Origin of the sequence: Aeromicrobium sp. MLTX1 (assembly GCF_046452335.1) — a bacterium.
Taxonomy (GTDB): Bacteria; Actinomycetota; Actinomycetes; order Propionibacteriales; family Nocardioidaceae; genus Aeromicrobium.
The window spans coordinates 28,804-41,795 of sequence record NZ_JBKFDN010000001.1 but is presented as its reverse complement, the minus strand read 5'-3'; the positions used below and the strand labels follow the sequence as shown (position 1 = coordinate 41,795).

At 65.8% G+C, this 12,992-nt stretch carries 11 protein-coding genes; 7 read left to right on the top strand and 4 right to left on the bottom strand.

The features are described from left to right. The first annotated feature begins 97 nt into the window (after positions 1–97). The 3 genes from ACK99Q_RS00205 to ACK99Q_RS00195 are packed head-to-tail and all read left to right on the top strand — an operon-like array spanning position 98 to position 2,654. Positions 98–1,303, top strand: a complete 1,206-nt coding sequence (locus ACK99Q_RS00205) for a cytochrome P450 (RefSeq protein WP_410184250.1) — start codon at positions 98–100, stop codon at positions 1,301–1,303. After that, a complete protein-coding gene (locus ACK99Q_RS00200; protein ID WP_410184249.1) occupies positions 1,300–1,491 on the top strand; it encodes a ferredoxin in 192 nt (63 codons plus the stop codon). The genes ACK99Q_RS00205 and ACK99Q_RS00200 overlap by 4 nt, the downstream gene beginning before the upstream one ends. A gap of 2 nt (positions 1,492–1,493) precedes the next feature. Then, positions 1,494–2,654, top strand: a complete 1,161-nt coding sequence (locus ACK99Q_RS00195; protein WP_410186042.1) for an NAD(P)/FAD-dependent oxidoreductase — start codon at positions 1,494–1,496, stop codon at positions 2,652–2,654. An 81-nt stretch (positions 2,655–2,735) separates the two neighbouring features. Here the strand turns inward: ACK99Q_RS00195 and ACK99Q_RS00190 are convergent, their stop codons facing one another. Then, positions 2,736–3,686, bottom strand: coding sequence for an alpha/beta fold hydrolase (locus tag ACK99Q_RS00190; protein WP_410184248.1), 951 nt, complete (start codon positions 3,684–3,686; stop codon positions 2,736–2,738). 68 nt (positions 3,687–3,754) lie between these two features. After that, positions 3,755–5,350, bottom strand: coding sequence for an FAD-dependent monooxygenase (locus ACK99Q_RS00185; RefSeq protein ID WP_410184247.1), 1,596 nt, complete (start codon positions 5,348–5,350; stop codon positions 3,755–3,757). Positions 5,351–5,457: 107 nt separating this feature from the next. Between ACK99Q_RS00185 and ACK99Q_RS00180 the strand changes: the two genes are divergently transcribed. Further along, on the top strand, positions 5,458–6,189 hold the full coding sequence (locus ACK99Q_RS00180; protein WP_410184246.1) for an IclR family transcriptional regulator: 732 nt from the start codon (positions 5,458–5,460) through the stop codon (positions 6,187–6,189). Here the strand turns inward: ACK99Q_RS00180 and ACK99Q_RS00175 are convergent. Beyond that, positions 6,186–6,890, bottom strand: a complete 705-nt coding sequence (locus ACK99Q_RS00175; RefSeq protein WP_410184245.1) for a GntR family transcriptional regulator — start codon at positions 6,888–6,890, stop codon at positions 6,186–6,188. The genes ACK99Q_RS00180 and ACK99Q_RS00175 overlap by 4 nt on opposite strands. Before the next feature lie 162 nt (positions 6,891–7,052). Here ACK99Q_RS00175 and ACK99Q_RS00170 point away from each other — a divergent pair, with 162 nt between their 5' ends. From ACK99Q_RS00170 to ACK99Q_RS00160, 3 genes are read left to right on the top strand one after another with little or no spacing between them, the layout of a single operon-like run. Further along, positions 7,053–7,910, top strand: a complete 858-nt coding sequence (locus ACK99Q_RS00170; protein WP_410184244.1) for a fumarylacetoacetate hydrolase family protein — start codon at positions 7,053–7,055, stop codon at positions 7,908–7,910. Positions 7,911–7,931: 21 nt separating this feature from the next. After that, positions 7,932–8,873: a VOC family protein gene (locus ACK99Q_RS00165; protein ID WP_410184243.1), complete on the top strand. Its 942-nt coding sequence runs from the start codon at positions 7,932–7,934 to the stop codon at positions 8,871–8,873. Then, complete coding sequence (locus ACK99Q_RS00160) at positions 8,870–10,903, top strand: acetoacetate--CoA ligase (RefSeq protein WP_410184242.1); 2,034 nt, start codon at positions 8,870–8,872, stop codon at positions 10,901–10,903. The genes ACK99Q_RS00165 and ACK99Q_RS00160 overlap by 4 nt, the downstream gene beginning before the upstream one ends. A gap of 835 nt (positions 10,904–11,738) precedes the next feature. Here the strand turns inward: ACK99Q_RS00160 and ACK99Q_RS00155 are convergent. Next, complete coding sequence (locus tag ACK99Q_RS00155) at positions 11,739–12,926, bottom strand: thiolase family protein (RefSeq protein ID WP_410184241.1); 1,188 nt, start codon at positions 12,924–12,926, stop codon at positions 11,739–11,741. Positions 12,927–12,992 lie beyond the last annotated feature (66 nt).

The following is a 12,992-nucleotide window of genomic DNA, read 5'->3' as shown; positions in this document are numbered from 1 at the left end:
AGCGGCCAAGCGAGCGGCACTGCCGTCGATTCTTCTCCTGGAAATCAGGGGCCACGGATCGGGTGTGTCGCGTACCGGCCTGAAAGTAGGACGCACGATGGAAGCCCCGGTTTACGAAGGAAACCTGTTCAGTGATGCGGCTATTCGTGAGCCGTACGAGTGCTATCGGGAGATCCGTGATCTGGGTCCAGCCGTATGGATGCCGCGCGAGCAGGTGTACGCGGTTGGTCGGTATGACGACGTGCGCCAAGCTCTGGACGATCACGAGACGTTCGTTTCGGGGCAGGGCGTCATGCTCAATGAGCAGGTGAACGAGATGAGTCGCGGGACCACGGTCGCGAGCGATCCTCCGCTTCACGACCATCTGCGGCAGGTCGTCGCTCACCGGCTCACTCCCAGAGCGCTGCGCGAGCAGAGGGATCACGTGGACTCCAAGGCTGAAGCTGTGGTCGAGTCCGTACTCCGCCACGGCGGCGCCATCGTGGACGCCGTTCCTTTGATCGCGCAGGCGATGCCCATGGCCGTGGTGCCGGACTTCCTCGGCTTTCCAGAGGAGTGTCGACCTCACCTGTTGAAGTGGGCGAAGTCGAGTGCGGATCTGGGCGGTCCCGCGAGCGAGCGCACGCCTGAGGCGCTCGGGCACGCGATGGAGATGGTCGAGTACATCGGCCGTCTGACCCAGACTCGCGGGGTGCTGCCGGACTCCTTGGGTGAGGACGTTCTCAAGGCGGCTGACGCCGGCGTTATCGAGGCGGAGCAGTGCCCCAGCCTGATGCTCGACTACTTTGGGCCGTCGCTCGAGACTACGGTGAGCGCCATCGGCTCGGCGATCGCGTTGTTCTCGCAGCATCCGGACCAGTGGGACTTGCTGAGAACGGATCCCAGTCTCGTCGGTGGCGCGTTCAACGAGGCGATTCGCCTGGAGTCGCCCATTCGCGGATTCAGCCGTGTCGCGGTGCGCGACGTCGAGGTCGGTGGCGTCTTGCTTCCCGCGGGCTCGCGGACGCTGCTGCTATTCGGGTCGGCCAATCGTGATGAGCGGAAGTGGGACCGCGCCGCCGAGTTCGACATCACCCGCGCGAATGCGGACCATCTCGCGTTGGGGCACGGGCTGCACGGCTGCGCGGGCCAGGGGCTTGCACGTCTGGAGTTCAGCACGCTCATAACGCGGCTCGCCAAGGTGATCAGCCGGTTCGAGCCCGCCGGGGAACCCCAGGTGTTGATCAACAACACCACCCGTGCCTACGTGGAACTGCCAATCCGGCTTCATCTCGACCGCGAAGCCGTGGGAGTGAGCGCATGAGGGTCAGCGCTGATCTCGATCGTTGCGAAGGGCACGGCCTGTGTGAGGAGGTCGCTCCCGAGATGTACGAGCTGGACGACGATGCCATCGTCGTGATCACTCATCCCGATGTGCCTGCGTCGTTGGAGAAAGTCGCGGAAGCAGGAGCGAGGGTCTGTCCCGTTGCTGCGCTCAAGGTTCTCAAGTGACGATGCGGCAGATCGTTGTCGTCGGGGGATCCATTTCAGCGGTCACGGCGGCGGAGTCCCTCAGGCTGGAGGGATTTGAGGGCTCCATCACGATTATCAGTCAAGAGGTGTTCGAGCCCTATACGCGCGTGCCCTTGTCGAAAGCCGTGCTTGCTGGCCGAGAATCCCTTGACGAGATTACGCTCCCGTCGGTCTCCGACGACATTGATCTCTGCCTGGGAGTTCGGGCCGTGGAGCTCGATGTCAGCCGACGGCGCCTGCGAACGTCGTCGCAGACCTTCGGTTGGGATGGCCTGGTCATCGCGACGGGTGCACGTGCCCGACGCATCGCGCCTGAACTCGACGAATTGGTCGTGCGGGACGTCGGCGACTGCATCGCTCTGAGGCGCGAGGTGGCTACGGCGTCAACGGTCCTGGTCGTCGGCGGCGGGTTCCTCGGGATGGAGATCGCGTCGACCTTGAATGCGATGGGCAAGTCCGTCACGGTTTTCGACCGTGAGCCTCCACTGCGCAGGCTGATTGGAGAGTCCGTGGCGAGTCGAGTCGAGGAGGTCGCACGGTCGGCGGGGGTGCGTTTTCACGTCGATCCAGGGGGCGTATCGCTTTTTGGCGAGCCCGGAGCGCGCCCCCGGGGAGCCCGCACGGCTTCCGGTGGCGTCTTCGAGGCCGACCTGGTGGTCTCTGCGGTCGGGGACGTGCCAAATGTCGAGTGGCTTGCCGGCAGCGGACTGGACGTGATGGACGGAGTCAAAGTCGACTCGCGTGCCAGGGTCCGGGACGACATCGTCGCGGCAGGTGATGTGGCCCGTCGCACCACGAGTGGTGGCGGGACGGAACGAATCCCGACCTGGACCAACGCGGTCGATCAGGCTCGCGCCGCTGCACGGGCCCTGCTGCGAGGCGATGACGCCCCTGCCTACGACCCGTCCTGTTACGCGTGGACGGAGCAGTTCGGCCTGGACATCAAGGTCAGCGGACCGTGGGCTCCTGATGCCGACCTCGTCGCCGAGAGGGAGTGGTGGTGTGCAGAGGGCGGCGCGCTCCTGCGATGGGGACCAGAGGGCACCGCTCGGCGGGTCCTGGGCTGGAATTACCCCGTTCGACCCGCACAGCTCAAGCGCATGACCCGGAGCCCGGCTCCGCTGACGCGCACACGTTCTTGACCGGTCTCCGCCTAAACGCAGTGAGGGCGGTGGGTGCCCCGACTTCCATGTCGGGGCACCCACCGCCCATGGTCGTGTGTTTCAGGCGCTCGGCAGGGTCGCGACCCAGTCCTTGACGATCTCGACGTATTGCTTCGGCGCCAGCAAATGCAGGATGTGCGGAGCCTCGGGAAGGTCGATGACTTCGACCGGCGCGCCGGCGGCACGGATGATCTCGACGGCCTTGCTCAGCTGCAGGTCCGACATGGCACCCACGAGGCCACTGGTCTCCTCGTCGATGAACCGCGCGTGGTGGGTCACGAGCATCGGAACCTTCACCTGGGACAGCATGTAGTCGTGGGGGCAGGTCTGCGCGACCGTTCCCTCGTAGAAGGCGCGACCCCACTCCGGGTCGTACTCGAGAAGGTTCTGGGGGGCCTCGTCAGGGAGCGGGACCTGTCGCAGCATCGGGATCTGCGATGACCGCATCGCCTTCACATAGCCGCGGTAGTCACCCACCGACCACTGGTCGCCGAGGTAGTCCCTCCAATTGACGAAGATGTGTCCGGCTGCCTGACGGATGGTGTGACCGACCTTCGGATCGAGCTCCGACGCGAAGAACGGAGCGTCCTCCGCGACGGCGGCACGGATCTGTCCCGGTTTGGCGAACGCTGCGAGCCACGCGGCGAGGACACCGCCCGAGGAATTGCCCGAGACGATCACTGGCCGGCCGACCACCAGGTCGATGAAGCGAACCAGGTCATTGCCGAAGTTGTCGAGGCTGTATCGACCGGGAGTCCAGGTGCTGCGACCCTGGCCGCGCAGGTCGACCGCGAACACGTGGAAGTGGTCCGCCAGCAGGCCCATGGCCTCCTCGTAGCCCCACCACGACTCGCTCTGCGACGGCAGCAGCAGCAGCGCCGGCTTGTCGGGAGAGCCGGCCTCCGCGTAGTTGAGGTCGATCTCGCCGAGGTCGACGGATTTCTCCTCGTACCCGTGAGGTACGAAGACACTCTCGGGCGCTCCGTGCCTGGTGCTGTCGTTCTTGGTCATTCCGATTCCCTTCGTGGTGGACGCCGGAGCACTCGCCCCGGTGTTGGTGGATGTGGTGCGTATGGAGGTCAATGGACTCGAGCCGCTTCGGCGTGTGCGGTGGAGGGATGCCCGCTGATGCGATCGAGGTCGATGTCGGATGGGTCGTCGCCGATCCATGCAATGTGCTGGTCCGGTCGTACGAGGACGAAGTCGTTATCCCCGAGTGCAGAAGCCGGCGCGCCGATGACGTCCAGCGGCACCGATCGGTGGGCGCACTCCCGGACGAGCGTCGTGAGCGTCTCAGCTCTCGCGGTCGACGAGGTGAGCAGGGTGTACCCGACGGCGAGGTCGTCGTAGAGCGAGTGGTCGTCGCCCAGCCACGTGTGGGGCAGGCGTGAACCGGGTGCGAAGCTCGGCTCGTACAGGGTGACGTCATCGAGCGGCGTCTGTGGACCCGGGCTGACGATGGGCGAACCGGCATACGTGTAGCCGAGCACGAGGCCGAGGGAGTAGAACTCCTCGGCCTTCGACGCCTGGAGCCCCTCCGCCGTCCGAGCGATGCCGACGCCGGAGGCTCGAAGGTTCGTGGCCGCTGAGTCGATGGTCTCCTTCGCCACGTGCCGCCGCTCGTGCTCGTAGGACTCCAGCAATCCGCTGCCGCCCCATCCTTGGACAACGGCGGCGAGCTTCCAGCCGATGTTGACGGCATCGCCGACACAGGTGTTGAACCCGTGTCCTCCGAACGGGGGGTTGAGGTGGGCGCTTTCGCCGGCGAGGAAGACGCGCCGCGTTCCGAAGCGATCAGAGAGCAGCATGCGTGGTGTCCATGGATCCATGGAGTGGATCTCGGCGTCCAGCGCGTCGGCCGGGATGCCGACAAGGTCGGCGATCAGCTTATTGACGCGGTCGGGGTCTGTGATGTCGCCTGCCCCGGCCAAGGAGGCCCACCAACGTCCCTCGTGGTCCAATCGCCCCATGCCACCGGGCGTCGTCGGGCCGACAACCCAGTAGTGGACCGCGTCGCCCACGGTGGGGACAAGGTTCGAGGAGGTGAACACCACGTTCAGGTTGGAATGCGGGGCCGATGTTCCTTCGAGTCGTGCACCGATCGACTCTCGGGTCGGGCTCCAGCCCCCGTCGCACCCGACGACGTATCGCGCGGCCATTCGTTCGGTGGTGCCGTCCGCCTTCTCGACGTCGATCTCGACGAGGTCCTCCTTCTCCACCACTCTGACCGCGCTGTGACCGAGGCGAATGTCGACCAGCTCGGTCGCGTGCAAGTGCCCGCGAAGAACCTCCTCGACCACGGGCTGCGGTACCTGCTGGCTGGTCTCGGACGCGAAGGAAGGCGCGTCGGCCGACAGGCCGAACGCTTGGTCGAATTCCGTGATGACCGTTCCGGTCACGGTGTCACAGAAGATCACTCGCTGGCACCACTGCGGCTTGAGTGGTGACCGATCGCGGACCGCATCCGCCACGCCCCATCGGCGGAAGTGCTCCATCGTACGGATGCTGGTGGTCTTGGCGCGGGGGCGATCGTGCGTCACGGTCAGGCGAGGTTCCAGCAGAACGGACCGGACGCCGTGATGCGCCAGCTCGGCCGCAGTGGCCAGCCCCGACGGTCCGCCACCGATGATGACGATGTCGTGGGTGATGCGGTCCGGCTCAGCAGCGAAGTTCATGTCTGTATGGTTCGCCATGTGACGGCAGACACACGATCTGGATTCCGATGAGTGGCACGGAAGGTCGACGGGCGTCCGGCCGTCCTCCCGAGGGCGAGCCACTTCTGGTGCGCGCCTTTCGGATCTTCGAGGCGTTTCGGGCCCCTGGTGAGTCGCTCACGTTGAGCGCCCTGGCGACGAGAGCGGGGGTCCCCAAGAGCTCCGCGCTCCGTATCGCCTCGCAACTCGTCGATCTGGGCGCGCTTGAGAGGCGAGAGGACGGCCGGTTCGTCGTCGGCCTGCGGATGTTGGAGCTCGCCACCATGGCTCCTCGTGGTCATGGTCTGAGAAGTGCGGCGTTGCCGTACATGGAGGATCTGCACCGAGTAACGGACCAGCATGTTCAGCTCGCGGTCAGGGAGGGCAGCGAGGCGGTGCTGGTGGAGCGACTCTCCGCTCGCGGTGCGATCGCTGTCGCTCACCGAGTCGGCGGCAGGCTTCCGCTGGACGAGACGGGGGTGGGTCTCGCGCTGCTCGCGTCAGCCCCTGATGCGATCCTTCGGCAGGTTCTCGGTGGGCCGGCCACCGATGCCCGACTGGCCGCGCACCAGCGGCGTGTGCGTCAACTGTTGGCGGTCGCGCGTCGTGACGGTGTCGTCGCCTTGACCGCAGCCAACCCGGTAGGGGTCGGACCGCGCGAAGTCACGACGGTCGCCGCCGCGATTCTCGATGGGCGGGGGACTGCAGTGGGTGCGCTCTCGGTCGTCCAGCCAGGTGGGCGCGCGGGCGTCAACGCGCTCAAGGTGGCGCTCAGGACGGCAAGCCTCGGCATCTCGCGGGTGCTGGAGGCTGCCGGTTAGACCGTCGTAGACGATGTGGTGGTGCCGGACTGGGGACGTCCTGCGATCAACAGCTCTGTTGTTCGACGAATGTGAGCCTCGGTGCGTTCGGCTGCCTGGTCGGCCTGCCGGGCGATCGCTGCCTCCATCAAGCCGCGATGCTCGGCTGCGACGTCGCGGTGCGCGAGTTCCTGTGCGGGGGCGGACCAGCATCGGTAGACCTCTGCAACCGAGCGAAGCCGCTGAGCGGTGTCGACGAGGTAGGGGTTGGCGCATCCGCGCAGGATCGCGAGATGGAACTGTTCGTGCGCGCTGATCCATGCCTCGGGAATCTGATCGACGCTTGACTCGGTCAGCCGTGCGAGCGCGTGATGCTTGGCGACGATGTCGGCCTCCCACGCCAAGTCCCCGTCGTGGATCGCTGATCGAGTCACGAGTGTCTCGATCGCGACTCTCGCCTCGGTCAACTGCGTGAGCTGATCGACTGAGACATCGATGACGCGAAACCCCAGTTGTGGCTCGGATGTCGCCAGACCCTGTTCGACCAATCGGGGGAGGACCTCACGCAGGACACCCGTGCTGACGAGGTATCGAGCGCCCAGGTCGGAGAATCCGAGCCGGTCCCCGGGGGCAAGTCGCCCGTTGAGGATGTCCAAACGGATCTGGGCCAGCAACGTGTCGGCTCGCGTGGGGACAGAGGGGCGCGTCCGAGCGTTCGGCATGCCGGAATCATATCGAACGAGAGGATGACCGCAGCTAATCTGAACCCCACTTCGAGATTTCGAAATTTTCTTGACTTGTCGAAGTCTTCATGATTGCGTCAGCGAGGGGAACGCGCCGGGCGCCTGCCCAGTGGACCTGAACTGAGAGAAACGAGAGCCGCAGTGCGATTCGCGAACCGAGCAGGGCGCGCCGTCCTGGTGTCGTCCGACCTGTCCTCCACCGTCGACGTGGAGTCTGCCTCCGGCGGCCTGTTCGGACCCGCCGTGCAGACGGTGTTCGAGCATTGGACCGACTTTGTTGAGTGGTTCCGGGGAGCCGCCCCGAGCCTGACCGACCTCGCTGATGCGCTGGTGCCAGCTGAACTTGGACCGCCGTCTCCAGCGCCACGGCAGGTCTTCGGCATCGGGCTGAACTACCAAGACCATGCAGACGAGGCCAATCTGGCCTATCCGGAAGTTCCACCCACCTTCACCAAATGGGTGGGGAGTTTCGCCGGACCCGAGCAGAGCCTCGCGCTCCCGACGGGGACGGTCGATTGGGAAGCCGAACTGGTCGTGGTGATCGGCCGGCGTGCTGATCGCGTGTCGGCAGAGACTGCCTGGGGTCACGTCGCGGGCCTGACGGTGGGTCAGGACTATTCCGAGCGCGCCCTTCAATTGACTGGACCGGCGCCGCAGTTCTCGCTCGGTAAGTCCTTTGTGGGCTTCGCGCCGCAGGGCCCATGGCTGACCACTATCGATGAAGTGGACGACCCCGACGACCTGGCGATCGAGTGCCGAATCAACGGTGAGATCGTTCAGAAGAGCACGACGGGACGTCTTATCTTCTCCGTGCCACAGATCATCGCCCACCTCTCGTCGGTGTTGCCGCTGTTGCCCGGCGACGTCATCTTCACCGGAACCCCAGCCGGCGTGGGCGGAACGCGCAAGCCACCGCGCTTCCTGACCGATGGAGACGTTGTCGAAACGTCCATCCATGGACTGGGGCAGATTCGACAGACCTGCGTTTCCGCGAGCTGACCTAGAAGGAGAGACCGCATCATGGCTTTGCATCGACTCACGAGTGTCACGCTCGGTGTCCCGGACGTGGCAACCACTGCGGCGTACTACGAGGACTTCGGTCTCGACCGAGTGGACTCGGCTGCGAACGGGAGCGCTGCTCCCCGGTTCAGGACGCTCGACGGAGGTGAGCAACTGTCCATCACCAAGTCGGACCGGCGTCGTCTCGTGAGCTTGGGTGTCGGCGTCGACGACCCCGATGACCTCGACCGGGTCGCTCGGGCGCTCGAGACGCTCGAGGTGGAGGTGCGGCGCACGGCGACCACCGTCGAGGCGACGGACCCGGGCACCAAGGTGCTCGTGAGGGTGGAGATCGCCGACCGCATTGCGTCTGAGCCCGGGCCGACCGCGCTCTACAACCGTCCGGGCGCGGTCGAGCGTCTCAACGAGCGTGCGTCGAGCGTGACGCGTGAGGGCAAGGTCCGCCCGAGAAAGCTCGGCCACGTCGTGCTGGGCTCGACTCAGCAGGAGGCCTCGCAACGCTTCTTCACCGAGGGGATCGGATTCAAGGTCAGCGACACGGTCAAGGGTGCTGCGGCCTTCATGCGGTGCTCCACCGATCACCACAATGTTCTCGTTCAGGCTGCACCGGTCGACCTGCTGCATCACACGTCGTGGCAGGTTGACGACGTCGACGAAGTGGGTCGGGGCGCGGCGGCCATGCTCGAGGCTGACCCCGACCGGCACGTCTGGGGGCTCGGCAGGCACGCGATCGGCTCCAACTTCTTCTGGTACTTGAAGGACCCAGCCGGCAATTTCTCCGAGTACTACTCCGACATCGACTGCATCGTCGACGACGCGTTGTGGAAGCCCAGCGTCTGGGAGGGCGCTCGTGCGCTCTACGACTGGGGTCCGCCGCCTCCTCCCTCCTTCCTCGCGCCGGAAGACCTGGCAGCGTTGATGACGGGGTCTCACTCCGCATGAGCAACAGCCCGGCCAACGCTGGAGTGGGTGCTCGCTCTCTCGAGCCCCTCCCGGCGGGCTCCCGCATGTCAACTTTCGCCCGCGCAGTTGCAGAGCGGCACGGTGTGACGGTGTCGAGCTATGCAGACCTCTACGAATGGTCGGTCGAACATCCCGAGCGGTTCTGGGCCGAGGTATGGCAGCACTTCGGCGTTGTCGCGTCTGCGCCGTACGACTCGGTGCTCGACCGTCGTGAGATGCCCGGCGCCCGATGGTTCGACGGGGCACGCCTCAACTACGTGGACCAAGTACTCCGACACGCCGCGACGACCTCGCGTCCGGCCATCATCGTGGTTGCCGAGGACGGCAGCCGCAAAGAGGTGGGCTGGGCGGAGCTCAAGAGAAGTGTGACAGCCTTCGCGGGAACCCTCCGTGCCGTGGGCGTCACCCCCGGCGACCGGGTCGTCGGCTACCTGCCGAACGCTGACGAGGCCATCATCGCCTTCTTGGGGACGGCTGCGGTCGGTGCCACGTGGGCCGGCTGTGCACCCGACTACGGGGCCGTGGCTGCAGCCGACCGACTGCAGCAACTCGCCCCCACCGTGCTGGTGGGCGCCACGGCCGTGGAGTTCGGGGGCGTTCTGCGCGATCGAAGGGACGTCCTGTCCAACTTGGCGGAGCTCCTCGACCCGCACGTCGTCATCACTGTCAGCCGGCGCGGTCTGGATGTGGACCACGAGCGACCTCCCACACGAGCGCAGTGGATGAGTTGGGCCGACGCGGTCCGAGGTGATGACCTCGGACCGGATCTCGTCACCGAACAAGTCGAGCCGGACCACCCGCTCTGGGTACTGTTCTCCTCCGGAACCACTGGTGTGCCAAAGGGAATCATCCACGGGCACGCGGGCGTCGTGGTGACTCACCTCGCAAGCCTGGGCCTGCATCAGGATCTGGGGGAGCGTGATGTCTTCTTCTGGTACACGACCACCAACTGGATGCTCTGGAACATCGTCGTCGGCGCCCTTCTACTCGGCGTGACCACGGTGGCCTATGAGGGCAGTCCGATGTACCCCGATGTCGACGTGCTCTGGCGAATCGTTGAGCAGGAGGGCGTCACGCAGTTCGGCACCAGTCCGGGCCTTCTCCAAGCGGCCGTTTCGGCCGGGCTGGCCCCGGGGACCGAGCACGACCTCAGCTCGCTCACGAAGATTCTGGTCACCGGTGCGCCGGTTCCCGAGACGCTGAACAGCTGGGTCGAGTCCTTCGTCTCCGAGCACGTCCCACTGCTGTCGACGAGCGGTGGGACTGACGTCGTGAGCTCGTTCGTCGGCGGCAGTCCAGGGGTACCTGTCCGGCCCGGAGAGATCCCGGGCCCGCTGCTCGGAGTGGCGGTCGCGGCGTGGGACGAGGCAGGTCGAGCGGTCAAGGATCAGGTCGGGGAACTCGTGGTCACCCTTCCGATGCCCTCGATGCCGGTCGGGTTCTGGAACGACCCGGACGGCGCCCGGTATCGCGAGGCGTACTTCGACAGCTATCCGGGTGTCTGGCGCCACGGCGACTGGATCACTCACCGACAGTCAGGCGGCTTCGTCGTCCACGGTCGATCTGACTCGACGCTGAATCGCAACGGCGTGCGGATCGGATCTGCCGATCTCTACCACGTTGCCGAGGCGGTCGACGGAGTCGCCGAGGCGCTGGTGCTGGGGATCGAGATGCGCGACGGGACCTACCGGATGCCGATGTTCCTGGCCGTCGAGGACGCCGTCGTAGACGTCGACGAGTTGGTGGAGCACGTGAGTGCTCGACTGCGCACCGAAGGGTCGCCTCGACACGTACCCGACGAGTTTCACATCGTCGACGCGATCCCGCACACCAAGACCGGCAAGAAACTGGAGGTACCGCTCAAGCGGATCCTTCAAGGGGCCCCCGTCGAAGAGGTGCTGAGCATCGGTGCCGTCGACCGGCCGGAACTGGTCGCCTACTACGTCGAACTCGCCGGACAATGGTTGGGCAAGGATGCGAGCGGACTGGAGCGACGGAGTACGAGTTGAATCATGAGCAATCTCGCGTGATTGCAGGTGGCGTGCCGTCCGCGAGGGACGAGCGCTTGTGTCGCATCTCGAGAGCACCTTTTTCTGTGGATGATCTCCCGCTCGTGCTCGTCATCTGAATGACGGTGCCACGGCTCGGAATACGCAAAGTTCGAGCAATACGGATTCGAGGGGAGAGGCTTCCTCGCAGGCTGGCCTGACTTGGCCGACGTGGCAGTCAGCACGGTGGGCAAGGCGTGACCGTCCGCACTGAAGTTGAGCTACGGGGTGCTGCCGGTCTGCTCAAGGACCTCGAGAGTCCTCTCCTGTGACATCAAGGCAGCCCACTCGGTGAACCCGAACGTCCCTGAGCAGGTCGGGGAGTGGCTGGGAGAGCGATCGGTCTGGGACTGGTCCTTGTGCGCAAGGCCGCGCGCAGGATCTCTCGTCGGATGGGTCGAGGTGTCAGAATTGTGTCCATAATCAACGCAATCGGCCTCACTGACGCGCAGCCTGAGGCAACCGAGAGACGAGTCTGATGGGTCGAGAGGTTCGCGAGAGATCGGAGCGTTTGCGCAGGTCAGCGCAACATTCCGCATCTTCGGCCGGCTTCCATCAGCAATGCGCAACGGCCATCATGCCAGTGTGCTCTGAGGGGCTCGCTGAATCGAAGGGTTATTGGTTCGAGTCCATCGGGGAGCGAGTCAGGCCGGGTTCTCACGGCTAGATAGCAGTTCGAGGCTCAGGTCTGCCCCATTTGAAGGTCCGCCCACTTGTGCGACGACGACCTCCGTGTCTGCGCTGACACGGGCCGTGGAGCTCAGAACCAACGGGCGATGGCATGACAGGCAGCGGATCACGACGCGTTCGGGTTCTCGAGTACGACAGCGAGTCCCTGGCCCACCCCGATGCAGATCGCGGCCAGGCCCCAGCGCTCGTTCCGCTCGCGCAGCACGTGCGCCAAGGTGCCGAGGATGCGTCCGCCCGAGGCGCCCAGCGGGTGGCCGATGGCGATGGCTCCGCCACGAGTGTTGACGATGTCGGGATCGATGCCCCAGGCGTCGACGCACGCGAGGGACTGCACGGCGAACGCCTCGTTGAGCTCGACCGCTCCGACGTCGGACCAGCTGATCCCGGCTCGCTGCAGTGCCTGGTTGGCCGCCTCGACCGGCGCGAAGCCGAAGAGCTGAGGATCGAGAGCGGAGGTGCCGCGTCCGGCGATGCGGGCGACCGGCGAGGCTCCGATGAGTTCGGCCGCGGACTCCGAGCCGAGGACGACCGCGGAGGCCCCGTCGTTGAGCGGAGACGCGTTTCCAGCCGTGATGGTGCCGTCGGAGCGGAACGCGGGCTTGAGTCCACCGAGCTTGTCGGCCGTCGTGCCGGGGCGGATGCTCTCGTCACGGTCGAGCTCGACACCGGGAACGGAGACCACGAGGTCGTCGTAGAAGCCCTCCGTCCAAGCCCGGTCCGCCAGCTCGTGCGAACGCGCAGCGAACTCGTCCTGGCGGTCGCGCGAGATGGCGAACTTCTGCTGAAGCTGCTCGTTGCACTCACCCAGCGACACCGTCCACTCGGACGGCATGGCCGGGTTGATGAAGCGCCAGCCCAGGGTCGTCGAGACGGCGGTGACGTCACCGGCGGGGAAGCTCCGGGACGGCTTCGGCAGCACCCAGGGGGCCCGGGTCATCGACTCCACCCCGCCCGCCACGACGATGTCGGCGTCGCCGGACTCGATCGTCCGCGACGCAGCCATCGCGGCGTCGAGGCTCGACCCGCACAGACGGTTGACGGTCGTCGCAGGCACTGAGGTCGGCAGGCCAGCGAGCAGGACGGCCATCCTCCCGACGTTGCGGTTATCTTCTCCAGCGCCATTCGCCAAGCCCCAGACCACCTCGCCGATCGCGCTGGGATCGAGGTCGGGCACGCGCTCCAGCGCACCAGTCAGCGCGGTCGCAGCGAGGTCGTCCGGTCGGACCGAGGCCAACGCCCCGTTGAATCGTCCGAACGGGGTCCGAACGGCGGAGTAGAGAAAGGCGGGAGTCATGGCAGCTCTCCTTGCGTCATTGACGACATCTTGAATGTCCGACATTATACGTATTGTGCATCTCGC

Coding starts and splice junctions, on each gene's coding strand:
- ACK99Q_RS00155 (WP_410184241.1), bottom strand. CDS start 12,926: ATGACTCCCGCCTTTCTCTACTCCGCCGTTCGGACCCCGTTCGGACGA.
- ACK99Q_RS00205 (WP_410184250.1), top strand. CDS start 98: ATGGAAGCCCCGGTTTACGAAGGAAACCTGTTCAGTGATGCGGCTATT.
- ACK99Q_RS00195 (WP_410186042.1), top strand. CDS start 1,494: ATGCGGCAGATCGTTGTCGTCGGGGGATCCATTTCAGCGGTCACGGCG.
- ACK99Q_RS00165 (WP_410184243.1), top strand. CDS start 7,932: ATGGCTTTGCATCGACTCACGAGTGTCACGCTCGGTGTCCCGGACGTG.
- ACK99Q_RS00175 (WP_410184245.1), bottom strand. CDS start 6,890: ATGCCGAACGCTCGGACGCGCCCCTCTGTCCCCACGCGAGCCGACACG.
- ACK99Q_RS00185 (WP_410184247.1), bottom strand. CDS start 5,350: ATGAACTTCGCTGCTGAGCCGGACCGCATCACCCACGACATCGTCATC.
- ACK99Q_RS00190 (WP_410184248.1), bottom strand. CDS start 3,686: ATGACCAAGAACGACAGCACCAGGCACGGAGCGCCCGAGAGTGTCTTC.
- ACK99Q_RS00200 (WP_410184249.1), top strand. CDS start 1,300: ATGAGGGTCAGCGCTGATCTCGATCGTTGCGAAGGGCACGGCCTGTGT.
- ACK99Q_RS00160 (WP_410184242.1), top strand. CDS start 8,870: ATGAGCAACAGCCCGGCCAACGCTGGAGTGGGTGCTCGCTCTCTCGAG.